The sequence below is a fragment of the Castellaniella denitrificans genome, from assembly GCF_042653765.1.
Taxonomy (GTDB): domain Bacteria; phylum Pseudomonadota; class Gammaproteobacteria; order Burkholderiales; family Burkholderiaceae_B; genus Castellaniella; species Castellaniella denitrificans.
Window position 1 is genome coordinate 230,185 of sequence record NZ_JBHSEZ010000029.1, and the last position, 15,824, is coordinate 246,008.

General features: G+C 72.7%; 12 protein-coding genes, 1 tRNA gene and 1 pseudogene. 6 read left to right on the forward strand and 8 right to left on the reverse strand.

What is annotated here, in order from left to right; all coding sequences use genetic code 11:
* The first annotated feature begins 31 nt into the window (after positions 1–31).
* The 4 genes from ACFO27_RS16175 to ACFO27_RS16190 all read left to right on the forward strand — a co-directional run bounded on the left by ACFO27_RS16175 (position 32) and on the right by ACFO27_RS16190 (position 4,972).
* Positions 32–796 carry a LamB/YcsF family protein gene (locus tag ACFO27_RS16175; protein WP_376818231.1) on the forward strand — a complete coding sequence of 255 codons (765 nt, stop codon included), beginning with the start codon at positions 32–34 and terminating at the stop codon, positions 794–796.
* Positions 793–2,595 (forward strand): 5-oxoprolinase subunit B/C family protein, encoded by a 1,803-nt coding sequence (locus tag ACFO27_RS16180; RefSeq protein WP_376818232.1) that lies wholly within the window; start codon positions 793–795, stop codon positions 2,593–2,595. The genes ACFO27_RS16175 and ACFO27_RS16180 overlap by 4 nt, the downstream gene beginning before the upstream one ends.
* Positions 2,595–4,364 (forward strand): ATP-binding protein, encoded by a 1,770-nt coding sequence (locus ACFO27_RS16185; protein ID WP_376818299.1) that lies wholly within the window; start codon positions 2,595–2,597, stop codon positions 4,362–4,364. The genes ACFO27_RS16180 and ACFO27_RS16185 overlap by 1 nt, the downstream gene beginning before the upstream one ends.
* Positions 4,365–4,495: 131 nt before the next feature.
* Complete coding sequence (locus ACFO27_RS16190) at positions 4,496–4,972, forward strand: hypothetical protein (RefSeq protein ID WP_376818233.1); 477 nt, start codon at positions 4,496–4,498, stop codon at positions 4,970–4,972.
* A 51-nt stretch (positions 4,973–5,023) separates the two neighbouring features.
* Here ACFO27_RS16190 and ACFO27_RS16195 read toward each other — a convergent pair whose 3' ends face one another.
* Positions 5,024–6,298, reverse strand: a complete 1,275-nt coding sequence (locus tag ACFO27_RS16195) for an adenosylmethionine--8-amino-7-oxononanoate transaminase (protein ID WP_376818234.1) — start codon at positions 6,296–6,298, stop codon at positions 5,024–5,026.
* A 199-nt stretch (positions 6,299–6,497) separates the two neighbouring features.
* On the opposite strand from ACFO27_RS16195, the gene ACFO27_RS16200 reads away from it, so the two are divergent.
* Together ACFO27_RS16200 and bioD are read left to right on the forward strand one after the other, a co-directional pair.
* Positions 6,498–7,682 (forward strand): aminotransferase class I/II-fold pyridoxal phosphate-dependent enzyme, encoded by a 1,185-nt coding sequence (locus ACFO27_RS16200; protein WP_376818235.1) that lies wholly within the window; start codon positions 6,498–6,500, stop codon positions 7,680–7,682.
* Positions 7,683–8,437: 755 nt separating this feature from the next.
* Positions 8,438–9,909, forward strand: a pseudogene (gene bioD / locus ACFO27_RS16205) (dethiobiotin synthase).
* Positions 9,910–9,939: 30 nt separating this feature from the next.
* Here the strand turns inward: bioD and ACFO27_RS16210 are convergent.
* The 7 genes from ACFO27_RS16210 to ACFO27_RS16240 form a co-directional block, all read right to left on the reverse strand.
* Positions 9,940–10,884 carry a DMT family transporter gene (locus tag ACFO27_RS16210; protein WP_376818236.1) on the reverse strand — a complete coding sequence of 315 codons (945 nt, stop codon included), beginning with the start codon at positions 10,882–10,884 and terminating at the stop codon, positions 9,940–9,942.
* Positions 10,885–11,049: 165 nt separating this feature from the next.
* Positions 11,050–11,126 (reverse strand) — tRNA-Arg (locus tag ACFO27_RS16215).
* 79 nt (positions 11,127–11,205) lie between these two features.
* Entirely contained in the window at positions 11,206–12,216 is a 1,011-nt protein-coding gene (locus ACFO27_RS16220) for an FAD:protein FMN transferase (protein WP_376818237.1), read from the reverse strand.
* A complete protein-coding gene (locus tag ACFO27_RS16225) occupies positions 12,213–12,809 on the reverse strand; it encodes a nitrous oxide reductase accessory protein NosL (protein ID WP_376818238.1) in 597 nt (198 codons plus the stop codon). Before ACFO27_RS16225 ends, ACFO27_RS16220 begins: the two co-directional genes overlap by 4 nt.
* Positions 12,806–13,636 carry an ABC transporter permease gene (locus ACFO27_RS16230; protein WP_376818239.1) on the reverse strand — a complete coding sequence of 277 codons (831 nt, stop codon included), beginning with the start codon at positions 13,634–13,636 and terminating at the stop codon, positions 12,806–12,808. The genes ACFO27_RS16225 and ACFO27_RS16230 overlap by 4 nt, the downstream gene beginning before the upstream one ends.
* Positions 13,633–14,535, reverse strand: coding sequence for an ABC transporter ATP-binding protein (locus ACFO27_RS16235; protein WP_376818240.1), 903 nt, complete (start codon positions 14,533–14,535; stop codon positions 13,633–13,635). Before ACFO27_RS16235 ends, ACFO27_RS16230 begins: the two co-directional genes overlap by 4 nt.
* Entirely contained in the window at positions 14,532–15,818 is a 1,287-nt protein-coding gene (locus ACFO27_RS16240; RefSeq protein ID WP_376818241.1) for a nitrous oxide reductase family maturation protein NosD, read from the reverse strand. The genes ACFO27_RS16235 and ACFO27_RS16240 overlap by 4 nt, the downstream gene beginning before the upstream one ends.
* Positions 15,819–15,824 lie beyond the last annotated feature (6 nt).

Here is a 15,824-nt window from a genome sequence, read left to right on the forward strand (position 1 = left end):
GCCGATCGTTTTGCAATGATAAGGAACGCACATGGACTTGAACAGCGATCTCGGTGAAAGCTTCGGCGCCTGGCGCATGGGCGACGACGCTGCCATGCTGGACATCGTCACCAGCGCCAACGTGGCCTGCGGCTTCCATGCCGGGGATCCGGCCGGCATCCTCGACACTCTGCGCGCGGCGGCGGCGCGCGGCGTCGCCATCGGGGCGCACGTGGCCTATCCCGACCTGGCCGGCTTCGGCCGGCGCAACATGGATCCGACCAGCCGCGAACTGGCGGCCGACGTCATCTACCAGATCGGCGCCCTGCAGGGCCTGGCCGCCGCCGCCGGCACCCGGGTGACCTACGTCAAGCCGCATGGCGCCCTGTACAACACGATCGCGCACGACGAGCGCCAGGCGGGGGACGTCATCGCCGCGCTGCTGGCGCTGGATCCCGGCCTGGTCCTGATGGGACTGGCCGGTTCGCCGCTGCTGGATTGGGCGCGGGCGCGCGGCCTGCGGGTGGTGGCCGAAGCCTTCGCCGACCGGGCCTACACGCCCGCCGGCGCGCTGGTGTCGCGCCGCGAACCGGGCGCCGTGCTGCACGATCCCGCACAGGTCGCCGACCGCATGCTGGACCTGGTGCGCACGGGCGAGATCACCGCCATCGACGGCAGCCGCGTGCGCCTGCGGGCCGATTCCATCTGCGTGCACGGCGACAGCCCGGGGGCCGTGGCCATGGCGCGCGCGGTGCGCCAGCGGCTGGAATCGGCCGGCGTCGCCCTGACGCCGTTCACGGAGGCGCGGGCGGCATGAGCGTTCGTCCCGAAACGCATCGTGCGCGGGGCGGTCCGGTGGCCGCCCCGCGCTGCCTGCCGGCCGGCGACGGCGCCGTGCTGGCGGAATTCGGCTCGCTGGACGAAACCCTGGCCCTGTTCCAGGCGCTCGGCGCATGGCCCGCCGGCGTGGAGGACGTGGTGCCCGCCGCCCGCACGCTGCTGGTGCTGTTCCGGCCGTCCGCCCTGGCGGCGCGGGATGTGGCCGCCTGGCTGCGGCGGACCGCCGCCGGCCTGGAAACGGCCGCCGCAGGCGGGGGCGGCGCATCCGCGCCGTGTCCGGACGCGGCGGCCCGGCGGGTGGAGATCCCCGTGCGCTACACGGGCGAGGACCTGGAGGCGGTCGCCGAACGACTCGGCCTGAGCCGCGCCGAGCTGATCGAGCGCCACACCGGCAGCGACTACCTGGCGGCCTTCGCCGGTTTCGCGCCGGGCTTCGTCTACCTGGCGGGCGGCGATCCCTGCTTTCACGGCATGCCCCGCCGCGCCGCGCCGCGCGTGCGCGTGCCGGCGGGCTCGGTGGCCGTGGCCGGGGATTTCAGCGCCGTCTATCCGTCCGACAGCCCGGGCGGCTGGCAACTGCTGGGCGTCACGCCCTTGCGCATGTGGGACATGGACCGGGCGGAACCGGCGCTGGTGCGGCCGGGCTTCCGGGTCCGGTTCCGCGACCTGGACGCGGCCGGCGCGGCCTACAGCCTGCCCGGCGCGCAGGCCGCCGATCGTCCGGCCGCCGGGGCGGGGGCGCCGCGCTCACCGGAACCCGCAGTCATGGGCGCCGGCGGGCCGGCCGACGGGCGGGACCGCCTGCCGGGCGGCGGATCCTCCGCATCGGGGCGCGGCGCGCCCGCCCCGGTCGCGCCGTCCGCCTGTTTCGAGATCCTGGCCGCCGGCCTGCAGACCCTGGTGCAGGACCTGGGCCGCCCCGGCCTGACCGGCATGGGGGTGTCCCTGTCCGGGGCGCTCGACCGGGGCGCGCTGCGCGCGGCCAACCGGATCGTGGGCAATCCGGCCGACGCCGCCGTGCTGGAAAACGCCCTGGGCGGCCTGCGCCTGGCCTGCCGGGGGCGCGCCGTGGTGGCCGTTACGGGCGCCCGGGCGGAACTGAGCCTGGTGACGGCGGCGGGCATCCGCCTGCCGGCCCCCCCGGGCCGTCCGCTGGCGCTCGACGACGGCGATGAGCTGCATGTGGGCGCGCCGAGCGCCGGGGTGCGCTGCTATGTGGCCGTGCGTGGCGGCTGGGACGTGGCGCCCGTACTGGGCAGCCGCGCCACCGACACCCTGGCGGGGATCGGCCCGGCGCCGCTGCGCCCGGGCGACCGGCTGCCGGTGGGCACCGCCCCGGGCGGTGCGCGCCCGGGCGCCGTCCAGCCCGGCGGCGAGGCCGCCCCGGCAGTGCCCGGGCGCGGCGACCTCGTCACCCTGGACATCGTCCTGGGGCCGCGCGCGGACTGGTTCACCCCGGCGGCGCTGGCGCTGCTGGCCGGACAGGAATGGACGGTCACGCCGCAGTCCGACCGGGTCGGCATGCGCCTCTCGGGCGCCGAGCCTCTGGCCCGGGTCCGCCAGGGGGAACTGCCCAGCGAGGGCACCGTGGCCGGCGCGATCCAGGTGCCCGCCGGCGGCCAGCCCGTCCTGTTTCTGGCCGACCATCCGCTGACCGGCGGCTATCCGGTGATCGGCGCGGTCGTCGGCCGCGACCTGGACCGCGCCGCCCAGATTCCCGTGGGCGCCCGCCTGCGTTTCCGGCCCGCCGGGCCGTTCAAGGAAATCCTGCCATGATCCGTAAAGTCCTGATCGCCAACCGGGGCGAAATCGCCGTGCGCATCGCGCGCGCCTGCGCCGACTATGGCGCGCGTTCCGTCGCCGTCTACGCCGACGACGATGCCGACGCCTTGCACGTGCGCCTGGCCGACGAGGCCTGGGCGCTGGAAGGTCGCCGTCCCGCCGAAACCTATCTGGACATCGGCAAGCTGCTGGCCGCCGCGCGCCGGGCCGGGGCCGACGCCGTGCATCCGGGCTACGGCTTCCTGTCCGAGCGCGCGGAGTTCGCGCGCGCCGTGCTCGATGCGGGCCTGGCCTGGATCGGACCGCCGCCCGAGGCCATCGAGGCCCTGGGCGACAAGGTGGCCGCGCGGCGGATCGCCCAGGCCGCGGGCGCGCCGCTGGTCGCGGGCACCGACGGGCCGGTCGCCAGCGCGGCCGAGGCCCTGGCCTTCGCCGAGGCGCACGGCCTGCCCATCGCCATCAAGGCGGCCTTCGGCGGCGGCGGGCGCGGCCTGAAGGTGGCCTGGCGGCTGGACGAGGTCGCCGAGCTGTACGAATCCGCCGTGCGCGAGGCCACCGCCGCCTTCGGCCGGGGCGAATGCTTCATCGAGCAGTTCCTGGACCGGCCGCGCCACATCGAGGCGCAGGTGATCGCCGACACCCATGGGCGGGTGGTGGTGCTGGGCGACCGCGACTGCTCGCTGCAGCGGCGCAACCAGAAGCTGGTCGAGGAAGCGCCCGCGCCCTTCCTGTCGGACGAGCAGCGCGCCCGCATCCACGAGGCCGCCCGCGCCATCTGCGTCCGCGCCGGCTACGTCGGCGCCGGGACGGTGGAGTTCCTACTGGCGCGCGACGGCCGCATTTCCTTCCTCGAGGTCAACACCCGCCTGCAGGTCGAGCATCCCGTGACCGAGGAAACTTCCGGCCTGGACCTGGTGGTCGAACAGTTGCGCGTGGCCGACGGCCTGCCCCTGTCCGTCGAGTCCACGCCCGCGCCGTGCGGCCACAGCCTGGAATTCCGCATCAACGCCGAGGACCCCGGGCGCGGCTACCTGCCGGCGCCGGGCCGCGTCGGGCGCTTCGCGCCGCCTTCCGGGCCGGGGGTGCGGGTCGACAGTGGCGTGGAATCCGGCTCCCTGGTGCCGGGCGTGTTCGATTCGCTGCTGGCCAAGCTGATCGTCAGCGGCGCCACGCGGGAGCAGGCCCTGGCCCGCGCGCGCCGCGCCTTGCGGGAATTCGAGATCGAGGGCGTCGCCTCTGTGCTGCCCTTCCATCGCGCCGTGGTGGATCAGGCCGATTTCACCGGCAAGGACGGTTTCCGCGTGCACACGCGCTGGATCGAGACCGAATTCGCCGTCGATCTGGCCGATGCGCCCCGGCCCGTGGCGCCGGATGCGGCGCCGATGCTGCGCACCTTCGTCGAGATCGACGGCCGGCGCGTGTCCCTGGGCCTGCCGGCGGGAATGCCGGGCGTTGGGGCGGTTCAGGCCTGGGGCGCCGCGCCGGGCGCCGCCGGCATGGGCGCGGATGCCGCCCGCCCGGCGCCAGCCGGTTCGCCGGACGCGGGACCGGGCGGACTGGCGGCGCCGATCAGCGGCGCGCTGCTGGCCTGGAAGGCCGCCGACGGCGAGGCGGTCCAGGCCGGCCAGGTGCTGGCCGTGATGGAGGCGATGAAGATGGAGACCCAGGTGCTGGCGCCCGTGGCCGGCGTGCTGCGCCGGGCCGTCCCGGAGGGCGCGTTCGTCGAGGCCGGCAGCCTTCTGGGGCGGATCGAGGGGACGTAGCCGGCGGAGGAGGGGCCGGCGGCCGGTGTCGGCCGGTACCGGGGTAAAGACCCCGGCCGCCGGGCCGTAGATTCCGATGCGGGTTCGCCGGCTCCGTCCCGCATGCCGGGACCCGCGGCCGGGACGACGCCATGAACCCTCTCGATCCGCTTTCCTCCGCAACGCCCTCGATGGCCGGCGCCGCGGCCGTCGACGGCCAGGCCGCGGCCGGGAGTGTCTTCCTGGATCCGCCGGCCTCGGTCCGGTCGTCGATTTCCGACCTGGGCCGGGCGCTGTCCCAGGTTGCCTCCCGGAACGCGTCGAACGCCTCGGACCGCGACCAGGATATCGACGACAGCGACCTGCCCGATGCCGTCAAGAATCTGCTGCGGATGATCCGCGATCTGCGGGAACGGCTGGCCGAATTGGCGCGGGAGCTGCAGGCGGTCCAGACCGACGAAGGCATGGATCCCGAGCTCAGGCGCGCGCGCCTGCTGCGGATCCGGGCCCAGATGGGGACGCTGAATGGCGCACTGGTGGCGGCCACCCAGAAATTGTCCAGCCTGATGCGGGAGATGAAGCTGGACAAGTCGCAGCAGATGACCGCCGCGCAGTTGGCGCTGCGCTGAGGGGCGGTGCGGTCGTCGGCGCCCGGCCCGCGTCCCCCGGTCCGTCCGCCGTCAGGCCGGCCGCGCGGCCAGCACGGCGAAGATCGCGTCCGTCAGCCGCCGCAGTTCCTCCGGCGGCATCGTGAAGGCGGGCGTCAGGTAGACGACGTTGCCGAGCGGCCGTATCCACGCGCCCGCCTCCAGGAACTTCCCGCACAGCGCGGCGCGGTCGGGCGCGCGGTCCAGTTCGACCGCGCCGATGGCGCCCTTGACGCGGACGTCGCGCACGCCGGGCAGGGCACCGCAAGGCGCCAGGCCGTCGCGCAGCAGGCCTTCGATGGCCCTCACCTGGGCCAGCCGGGGTTCGCTCTCGAACAGGTCCAGCGAGGCCAGCGCGGCGGCGCAGGCGAGCGCGTTGCCCATATAGGTCGGTCCGTGCATCAGCGCGTGCGCGGGGTCGTCGGACCAGAAACCCTCGAAGACGCGCCGGCTGGCGACGGTCGCGGCCAGTGGCAGGGTGCCGCCCGTCAGGGCCTTGGACAGCGTGATGATGTCCGGCCGGACACCCGCCTGCTCGAAGGCGAACATCGTCCCGGTGCGTCCGAAGCCGGTGAAGATTTCGTCGAAGATCAGCAGGACGCCGTGGCGGTCGGCCATCTCGCGCAGCCGCGCGAGCACGGCGGGTTCGTGCATGCGCATCCCGCCCGCGCCCTGCACCAGCGGTTCGACCAGGATGGCCGCCACGCGGCCGGCGTGTGCGCGCAGCCATGTGTCCAGGGCGTCGGCGGAGGCGTCGTCGGTGGGGAGCTCGTGCAGGTCCTGGCGCGGGACGACGCCGTCGAAGGCGGCGTGCATGTCCACGCCGGGATCGCAGACCGCCATGGTGCCGAAGGTGTCGCCGTGGTAGCCGCCGCGGAACGCGACAATGCGGCGCCGCCGCGGTTCGCCCAGGTTGAACCAGTACTGCATGGCCATCTTCAGCGCCACTTCGACCGAGACGGAGCCCGATTCCGTGAAGAAGACGCGGTCCAGGCCCGGCCCGAGCAGGGCGCACAGGCGCCTGGCCAGCGTCAGCGCGGGTTCGTGCGCGAGCCCGCCGAACATGACGTGGGGCATGCGGTCGAGCTGTTCGCGCACGGCCCGGGCGATGTGCGGATGGTTGTAGCCGTGGCAGGCGGTCCACCACGAGGCGATGCCGTCGATCAGGGTACGGCCGTCGGCCAGCTCGATGCGGCTGCCCTGCGTGCGGACCACCGGCGCCGGCGGGGCGGCCGTCTTCATCTGGGTGTAGGGCAGCCAGACATGGCGATGGCCGTCGGCCAGCCAGTCGGGAGGGTTGGTTTTCATGATTTGTTTCAATTGGAAGGGCGCGGGAGACGCCGGAGGGATGGCGGGCGGATGCGGGCCGCTTGGCGCGATTTGCCGGGAAATTCGCCTAAATCCATTGTGTCGCCATCTTCTTTCTATGTATGTCAAAAATAAGTTTACTGCATTCATTTCGCTATGATTGCTCTTCGATGTGTTTTCAATCCGGAGGCTGGGCGGCATGGCGCGGGACCTGTTCGATCCTCTCTTCGAGGACTCGCTGCGCGTGGCGGAGCGGCGGCATCTGCGCCGCTCGGTGCGCGTCTTCGGCCATCCGGCGCCGGGGCGCCGCGACCACGGCGGGCGCGAGATCCTGGACTTCTGCAGCAACGATTACCTCGGGCTGTCCCTGCATCCGGAACTCGTCGCCCGGGCGTGCGGCCACGTCCGGCGCCACGGGGCGGGCGCGACCGCCTCCCGGCTGGTCTGCGGCACCGGCCCGGCCTGCGCCGCGACCGAGGCCAGGATCGCACGCGCCAAGGGCACGCAGGCCGCGCTGCTGTTTTCCTCCGGATGGCAGGCGAATGCGGCGATCCTGCCGGCGCTGTCGCGGGCGCTGGGCGCCGACGCGCAGGTCTACGTCGACAGGCTGGTCCATGCCAGCCTGCACCAGGGCTGCCGGGCGGCGGGCATCCGGCAGATCCGCTTCCGCCACAACGACCTGGATCATCTCGAGGCCCTGCTGCGCGCGCGGGCCGGGCAGCCGGGACGGCGCATGATCGTGACCGAAAGCGTGTTCAGCATGGATGGCGACCGCTGCGACGTGGCGGCGCTGGCCGCCCTGGCGGAGCGGCACGGGGCGTTCCTCTACCTGGACGAGGCCCACGCCACGGGCGTGCTGGGGCCGGACGGCATGGGCTTGTCGGGCCTGGCCGGGGGGCGGGTCGATCTCGCCATGGGGACGTTCAGCAAGGCGATGGGGGGCTTCGGCGCCTACGTCGCCGGGTCCCGGGCGCTGTGCGACTACCTGGCCAACACCTGTTCCGGCTTCGTCCATACGACCGCCCTGCCGCCGGCCGTGCTGGGCGCCATCGACGCCGCGCTGGACCTCGTGCCGGGGATGCGGGCCGAGCGCGAGGCGCTGGCGGACAAGGCCGACGCGCTGCGCGGCGCGTTGCGGTCCCTGGGGCTGGACACGGGCGCGTCGAGCACGCAGATCGTGCCCGTCCTGGTCGGCGACGAGCGCCGGGCGCTGGCCCTGAGCGAGGCCCTGGAGGCCCGGGGCGTGCTGGTGACCGCCATCCGCCCGCCCACCGTGCCGCGCGGCACCAGCCGCCTGCGCATCGCGCTCAGCGCGGCGCATACGCGGGCGGACATCGAAAGGCTGGTCGATGCGCTGTCGGACGCGCTGGAGGCCGTGGCATGAGCGCTGGGGGGCGCGGGTCCGCGCCGCCCACGCTCGTGTTCGCGCATGGCTGGGGGTTCGACGCCGGCTTCTGGGATGCGCTGCGGGCGCGGCTGCAAGCCTGGCCGCAGCGGGCACTGGAGTTCGGCTATTTTTCCGGCTCGGCCGGGGACGATGCGCTGCCGGATGGCCCGCTGGTGGTGATCGGCCATTCGTTCGGCTGCCTGCGCATGCTGGCGCGGCTGGCGCCGTCGCGCCGCCGGCCGTGCGCCTGGGTCGGCATCAACGGCTTCGCGCGCTTCCATGCCGGCGACGATTTTCCGCATGGCGTGGATCCGCGCGTATTGCGGCGCATGGCGGCCCGGCTGGATGCGGCGCCGGCCGCCGTGGTCGACGAGTTCCGGCGGCGCTGCGGCGCGGACCCCTCCGGTGCCATTCTCTGCCCTCAGGCGCTGGCCCGCGACCTGCGGGCCCTGGCGGAACTCGACCAGCGCGATCGCGTGCGCGGCCTGGAGGCGCCCTTGCTGGCGCTGGCGGGCGCGGAAGATCCCGTGATGCCGGCGCCGATGGCCGCGCATGCCTGGCCCGGACACGACATCGTCTGGCGGCCGGGCGGAGGGCATCTGCTGCCCCTGCAGGCTCCGGACTGGTGCGCCGAGCGCATTGCGGGGTTCCTGGAGCGCCATGGACTGGCGCCGGCGCCGCAGGCGGGGGCCTGCGCGTCCCGCCCGGCCTTCGCAGCCGGCGACGGTCCCGCGGCCGCGCGTCCCGGCGGTGTGGATGCGCGCTTCGGCGCGGCGTCGGACCGCTACGATGGCCATGCCGGCGTGCAGCGCGAGGTGGCGGCCCGGCTCGCGGCGCGGATCGCCCGGCTCGGCCTGCCGTCGCGGCCCCGCATCCTGGAGATCGGCTGCGGCACGGGGGGCCTCACCCGCCTGCTGGGCGCGCATTTCCCCGAGGCGGACTGGACGGTCACGGACCTGTCTCCCGCCATGGTGGAACAGGCGCGCGGCCGGCTGCGCCTGGGGGGCGCCGTCCGCTACCGGGCGATGGACGGGGAATACCCGTCGCTGGAAGACGGACCCGGGCACTTCGACCTGATCTGCTCCAGCATGGCCCTGCAGTGGTTCGGCGACCCCGCCCGGGGGCTGGCGCGGCTGGCGGCCCTGCTGGCGCCGGGAGGACACCTCGCCGTCGCGCTGCCCGTGCACGGGACGTTCGCCGAATGGCGCCGGGCGCACGAGGCCCTGGGGCTGCGGCCGTGCATGATCCGCTTCCCCCGGTCCGGCGCGCTGCGCCTGCGGCGTAGCGGCCTGGCGGGGCGGATCGGCGTCGAGCGCATCGTCGATGAGTGCGGCGACGCCATGGCCTTCCTGCGCGGCCTCAAGGGGATCGGCGCGACGGCGCCCCGGCCGGGGACCCGGCCGCTGCCCGTGCCGCTGCTGCGCCGGGTCTGCGCAGAATTCGATCGCGCCGGCGCGCGCTGCTCCTATCGGGTCGCGTTCGGCCTGTGGCGCAGGAGCGAGGCGCTCGTGGATGAGGAGACCGCAGCATGAATCCGCATGCGTCCGATGGAAAGCCCCCCAGGGGCGTGTTCGTGACGGGCACGGACACCGACGTGGGCAAGACCCTGGTTTCGGCGATCCTGGCCAAGGCCTGGGGCGGCGACTACTGGAAGCCGTACCAGACCGGCATCGCCGCCGCCGCGGGCGATACCGAGGCCGTGGCGGCGCTGCTCGGCCCGGGCGGCGGCCATGTGCTGCATCCGCCCGCCCGCGTCCTGCGGGCGCCGCTGGCTCCGTGGGCGGCGGCGAGGATCGAGGGCGTGGCGCTCGACGCCTCCGGGCTGCGTCTTCCCCGGACGGCCGCGCCGCTGGTGGTGGAAGGCGCGGGCGGGCTGTACGTGCCGATCGACGAACATTGCATGATGATCGACCTGGCCGCCCGCCTGGCCCTGCCCGTGGTGCTGGTGGCGCGCAGCACGCTGGGCACGATCAACCATACGCTGCTCAGCCTGCGGGCCTTGCACGCCCGGGGCCTGCCCGTGCTGGGCGTGGTGATGAACGGGCCGCCGTCGCCCGGCAACCGCGAGGCGCTGGAGCGTTTCGGGCCGGCGCGCGTCATCGCCGAGATTCCGCCGCTGGCCCGGGTCGACGCGGCCGCGGTCGCCGCCGTGGCCGCGGGCATTCCGGCGCTGGATGCCTTGATGCGGGGCGATCCGGCGCGGGATGCGCGGCCGGACGCCTGAAGGCGCAAGATGCGGGCGCCCCGCGTCCGGTCAGGCGGCCGCCTTGCCGGCCTCGGCCCGCGCGGCGCCGTTGCGGCGCCATTCGACGAGGCCGATCGTGATGCCGCTGGCGCAGACGACGGCGATGCCCAGCCAGGACACCGGATCGGGAAACTGGCCCCAGATCAGCCAGCCCAGCGCGGCGGCGCTGACGATCTGGAAATAGACGAAGGGCGCCAGCAGCGAGGCGGGCGCCCGCCGGTAGGCCTGGATCTGCAGGAAATGCCCCAGGCAGCCCCAGAACCCCGTGCCCAGGAGCACCAGCCAGTGCGACGGGGAGAGCCGCCCGGCCAGCGCCGCGAGATCCTGCCAGTAGAAGGGCAGGGCCAGCGTCATCACGACGCTGCCCACGGCTCCGCTCCAGATCAGCGTCGTGTAGGGATCGTCGACCGCCACCCGCCGCGACGCGATGTATTGCGAGGCCAGCGCGCAGGCCGTCATCAGCCCGAACAGCGTGCCGACGGGGTCCAGTCCCGAACCCGGCCGCACCACCACCAGCACCCCCAGGAGCCCGACCCCCGCCGCGATCCAGCGCGACAGGAAGGGAGGCTCCTTGAGCGCCCAGGGCGCGATCGCCAGCACGATCAGGGGCGCCAGGAAATTGATCGCGGTGGCCTGGCCCAGCGGCAGGTAGTGCACCGTGGTGAAGAACAGCATGGTGGCGGCCAGCATGGACAGGCCGCGCGCCGTCTGCGCGCGCGGCCGGCGGCAGCGCAGGGCCTTCCAGCCCCGGACGGGGATGATCGTGATCAGCGTCAGCGCCATGTGCACGCCGTAGCGCGCCAGGCACACCACCCACAGCGTGACGCCGATGTCGGCGCCCATCAGGTACTTGCCGCTGGCGTCCAGCCCCGACAGCGCCCACATGGAGACGACCAGAAGCAGGACGCCCGCCAGGGTCTGGCGGGCGGCGGGGCCGGTGGATGGTGCGGGCACGGGGCGTCTCCGTTGATGCGGTCGGATCCACTATAGCAGCGCGGGCGCGGTCCGCCCGCGCGGCCTTCATGGGGCGGATCCGTGCGAACCGGGCGGGCAAAGAAAAACCGCCCAGGTTGTTGGCCCCTAGGCGGTTTTCAACTAGCCGGTGAGGCTAGGTAATTCTGGCGCGGCTGGCAGGATTCGAACCCACGACCCCTTGGTTCGTAGCCAAGTACTCTATCCAACTGAGCTACAGCCGCTAAAGAAGCGAAATTATAACGTGCTTTTGAATGCTTGTCATGTCGCTTCCGGCAGCGCTTTTTCAAGCGCGTTTTCCAGTCATCCCAGGCGGATCAGCCTGCCGTCATCCGGCGCCATCAGCCATGCCTGGACTGGAAAGCGCGAAATCATACCACGGATCGTGTCGGCGGGCATCTGGGAGAAGGCCGTGGACAGCGCGTCGGCGGTCGTCGCGTCGGCGGCGCGCACAGTGACGCTGCGCCAGCGCGGCGTCGCCTGGCCCGTATGCGGGTCGAACAGGTGCGTGAAGTGCCCGGCGGGATCCAGCGGCGTGCCGTAGCCGCCCGAGGTGGCCAGCGCCCGGTCGCCCAGGTCGATGGTCTCCAGGACGCGGGAGGGTTCCCGGGGGTCGGCGATCCCGGCGCGCCAGGGGCGGTCCGGCGCGGGCGCGCCCAGGCCGCGGGCCTCGCCCAGGTCGATCATGGCGTGTTCCAGGCCGTTGGCCCGCAGCAGTTCGGTCACCCGGTCGGTGATGTAGCCCTGGGCGATGCCGTTCAGGGTCAGCGCCATGCCCGGGCGTTCCAGCACGATGGCGTCTTCCTCGAGGCGGATGGCGCGGTAGTCCACTTTGGCCAGCGCGGCCCGCAGTTCGGCGGGGTCCGGGGGCAGCGGCCGGCCGGCGAGCGCGCGGGCGGCGTACAGGTCCCACAGCACCTGCACGCTGGGGTCGAAGAGGCCGTCGGTCCGTTCGCCGAAGGCGACGGCCTGCGACAGCAGACGGCTCAGGTCGGGGGGAGGCGCGTCCAGGCGGCCTTCGCGGTTCAGGCGCGCCAGGGCGCTGTCCTCGCGGTACAGGCTGAAGACCTGTTCCAGGCGGTGGACCTCGGCGACGGCCATGCGCACCAGCCGTTCGGCGTGGGCGCGGTCGGGATGCAGCAGTTGCAGCTGTGCGTCGGCGCCCAGGGCGACGCCGTTCCAGACGACCGGCTCGGGCAGGGCGGAAGGGTTGCGCAGGGCGGCTCGCAGGGTGCCGGGGCCCGCGAGGGCGGCGCTGGCGGCCAGGATGCCGAGGAACCGCCGGCGGCGGGGAAGAAGACGGGATGTGGTCATGAGGGGGCTCCGACGGGTTCTCGGCCCGCGCTGGGGGTGAGTTCTGGGGCGCGCAGGACGTAGTCCTCCGGCATGTCCTTGAAGCCGACGATGCGCCCGCCGTAGCGCTCGGCGTAGGCGCGGGCGTCCTCCAGCCGGGCGAAGGGCAGGGCGTCGGGCGCGCCCATGCCGCCGACCGCGGTGCTTTCGATCAGGTAGTGGGCGGTGCGGGCGTCGATCCAGGCGTCGGCCGGCGGATTGCCGTCTGGGCCCGCGCGGCCCATGTCCTGCACGTAGAGGGCGAGGATGGCCTTGGGCTCCTCGGGCAGGATGGTGTAGGCGAAGAGCTCGCGGATGGTGGAGAACCAGACCGGGACGTCCCGGTCGCGCAGGAGGATCTGGCCTTTCGGGCCGATGTGTTCGTAGAGGTTCATGCCGCAGTAGTGGCCGACGGCGTCGTCGGTCATGGCCATGGGAGTGGGGGGAGGGGAGGACGCGCCGCCGCCGTTGCCGCAGCCGGCCAGGGCGGCGGCCAGCAGGGCCGCGCCGATCAGGCGCGCCGCGCGCGTTCTCGTGGCGCCCGCTTGGCGCCAGGGACGGCCCGGCGCGTTCATAGCGACCTCCGGTTGAAGACCAGGGCCGCCAGGCCGAGGGGAACGGCGATCCACAGGATCTGGGCCAGCAGCAGGACGCCGGTGGACAGCGACGTCTGGTCGCTCAGGCCGGCCATGCCGGCGAACATGGCGATGTTCTCGTGGCCGGTCAGGTTCAGCAGGCGGTAGACGTCGGTCGGATTGAACAGCAGGATGCCGTTGAGCAGCGGGGCCGTGATGATCCGGCCCTGGTCGGCCACCAGCACGCCCAGCAGCACCATGTCGTAGATCACCACCAGGAACAGCCAGACGCCGATGGCGACGCCGGCGGCCGTGGCGCGTTCCTGGACCAGGGCGCTGATCAGGTAGCCCAGCGACAGGAAGCTGGCGCCCAGCAGGATGCTGGCGGCGATCAGCAGGGCGAAGGGCGTCCAGGCCTCCAGGTCGAGCCCGCCGTGCACCAGTTGCAGCGCCAGCCCGGCGATGCCGTAGCCCGCCACCGTGGCCAGCGCCAGGATGGACAGGTGGCCGAGGAACTTGCCCGCCATGACCTGGCGCCGCGCGATGGGGTAGCTGAGCAGCAGGGCCATGGTGCCGCGGTCGATCTCGCCCACGATGGCGTCGTAGGACAGCAGCATGGCGATCAGCGGGATCAGGAAGATCGACAGGCTGGACAGGCTGACGACCGTGACGGTCAGGGGATCGACCTTGACGGTGCCGGTCGGCGCGCTGCCCAGGAAGCCCAGCGACAGGGCCAGCATGGCCAGCAGCGCGGTGATGGCCAGCACCCAGCGGTTGCGCAGGCCGTCGCGGATTTCCTTGCGGATCAGGATCAGGGTCGGATTCATGCGTCCTCCCGGCGCAGGAACTGCGCGTACATTTCGTCGAGCCCGGGGTGTTCCAGCTCGATGTCGCGGATGTCGGGGATGGCCTGGGCGTCGCGCAGCCGGCGCAGCTTGTCGGCCTCGGAGCAGGTCAGTTCGATGCGGCAGGCGCCGAGGCGCCGCCAGCCTTCGGGGACCTGGATGGGGTCCGTGTCCAGCGTCAGGCGGATGCGGACCGGCAGGTCGGCCTCGCGGCGCAGGTCGCCCAGGGTGCCGTCGGCGATCTTCTGGCCCTTGCACATGACGATGACGCGGTCGGCCAGGCCTTCGAGTTCGGCCAGGGCGTGGGTGGACAGCAGGATGGCGGCCCCGGCGTCGCGCAGTTCACGGACGATGTCGTAGAACAGCAGCCGGGAGGCCGGGTCCAGGCCGGTGGTGGGCTCGTCCAGCAGCAGCACCCGGGGCGAACCGAGCAGCGCCTGGGCCAGGGCCAGGCGCTGGCGCATGCCCTTGGAGTAGCCGCCCACCCGGCGCCGCGCGGCCTCGGCGATGCCCACGCGCGAGAGCAGGGCGGCGTTGCCGCTGGTGGACAGGCCCTTCAGGTGGGCGTAGAAGGCCAGGGTCTCGGTGCCCGTCAGCGACGGGTGCAGGGCCACGGTTTCCGGCAGGTAGCCGATGTGGCGGCGGGCGCGGGCGGCGGCCGGCGTGCCGGCGGTTTCGCCCAGCACGCGCACCGAACCCGTCTCCGGGCGGATCAGGCCCAGGATCAGCTTGATCAGGGTGCTCTTGCCGGCGCCGTTGTGGCCGGCCAGGATCACGCATTCGCCGGGTTCGATGAACAGGCTGACGTTGTCCACGGCCCGCATCGCGGCGTAGCGTTTGGTGACGGATCGCAGTTCGATCGGGGGCGCTGTGACGGTCATTGCAGGGACTCGAATTTTTTCAGGGTCGGCGTGGCCGGGATCGCCATGAGGGGGGCGCTGTCGATCACGCCGCCGGGCAGGATCGCGGGAAACTGGGACTGGGCCCAGCGGACGATGGAGACGGCCGGGCTGTTGAGCAGCAGCCGCGCGTTGGGCGCGCGCCAGACAACCTGGTCGATCAGGCCGTTGGGGCGGTAGGCGGTGTCGGCGATGCCGTCGCCGTCCAGGTCGAAGGCGGACAGGTCGGACCAGTAGTTGCCGCGTCCGTCCCGCGACCATTCGAGGTAGCGGGTGCCGACGTATTTCACCTGGTTCTGGTTGCCGATGAAGGCGTTGCCGAAGATCTCGTTGCCTTCGGAGCCGGTGTAGTGGACCCCGATCTCGCAATCCTGGAAGTGGTTGTCGGACAGGATGTTGAAATTGGAGTTGTAGACGAAGACGCATTTCTCGGCCTTGACGATGACGTTGCCGGAAATGGTCGAATAATCGGTGGCGTTGAGCATCAGGCCCTGGAACTTGCTGTTCACGGCGATGTTGTTCAGGACCTTGAGGCGGCGCGAGAACATGATGGCGTAGCCGATCTCGTTGCCGATCGACACGTTGTCGCTGACTTCGCTGTCGTTGGTATACATGTAATGCACCGCATAGCGCACTTCGCGGAATACGTTGCGGGCGAAGACGTTGCGCATGCTGTTGTTGGAATAGATGCCGTCGCGGCCTTCGGAGATGTCGTTGTCGACGATCTTCGAGCCGGGCGCGTTCCAGACGGTCAGGCCGTTGCCGCGCTCGTTGATGCGCAGGCCGGTGTTGCCGACGATGCGGTTGCGTTCGACCAGGGCATCCTTCACGCCCCACAGATAGACGCCGACGGAGTTGTCGATGATGTCGTTCTCGACGATGTGCGCGCGGGTGGCCGTCTTGTCGAGGAAGACGCCGGCGTCCATGTCCACCAGGCTCAGCCCGGAATGGCGGATGGTCAGGCGCCTGAGGGTGACGTCCTCGGCCTGTATCCAGACCGTGCGGCCCTTGCGTTCGCCCAGGATGCTGGCGCCGCGGTCCTGCGGACCGATCAGCGTCAGGGGCTTGTCGATGACCACGTTGCCGGAATATTCTCCGGCGGCCAGGCGCAGCGTGTCGCCCGGCGCGGCCGCCGCGATCGCGGCCTGCAGGCTGGAGCCCGCGGGGACGTCGATCTCGGCGGCCGCCACCGTCCCGGGCATGGCGCACAGGATCACCATGGCGGCCAGGGCCGCCCGCAGGCCGGGGACGGTGAGGAAACGCATGGTCGG

Excerpts from the sequence above, each read along its gene's own strand:
- ACFO27_RS16175 (WP_376818231.1), top strand. The coding sequence starts at position 32 with ATGGACTTGAACAGCGATCTCGGTGAAAGCTTCGGCGCCTGGCGCATG.
- ACFO27_RS16180 (WP_376818232.1), top strand. The coding sequence starts at position 793 with ATGAGCGTTCGTCCCGAAACGCATCGTGCGCGGGGCGGTCCGGTGGCC.
- ACFO27_RS16190 (WP_376818233.1), top strand. The coding sequence starts at position 4,496 with ATGAACCCTCTCGATCCGCTTTCCTCCGCAACGCCCTCGATGGCCGGC.
- ACFO27_RS16195 (WP_376818234.1), bottom strand. The coding sequence starts at position 6,298 with ATGAAAACCAACCCTCCCGACTGGCTGGCCGACGGCCATCGCCATGTC.
- ACFO27_RS16200 (WP_376818235.1), top strand. The coding sequence starts at position 6,498 with ATGGCGCGGGACCTGTTCGATCCTCTCTTCGAGGACTCGCTGCGCGTG.
- ACFO27_RS16220 (WP_376818237.1), bottom strand. The coding sequence starts at position 12,216 with ATGACCACATCCCGTCTTCTTCCCCGCCGCCGGCGGTTCCTCGGCATC.
- ACFO27_RS16225 (WP_376818238.1), bottom strand. The coding sequence starts at position 12,809 with ATGAACGCGCCGGGCCGTCCCTGGCGCCAAGCGGGCGCCACGAGAACG.
- ACFO27_RS16230 (WP_376818239.1), bottom strand. The coding sequence starts at position 13,636 with ATGAATCCGACCCTGATCCTGATCCGCAAGGAAATCCGCGACGGCCTG.
- ACFO27_RS16235 (WP_376818240.1), bottom strand. The coding sequence starts at position 14,535 with ATGACCGTCACAGCGCCCCCGATCGAACTGCGATCCGTCACCAAACGC.
- ACFO27_RS16240 (WP_376818241.1), bottom strand. The coding sequence starts at position 15,818 with ATGCGTTTCCTCACCGTCCCCGGCCTGCGGGCGGCCCTGGCCGCCATG.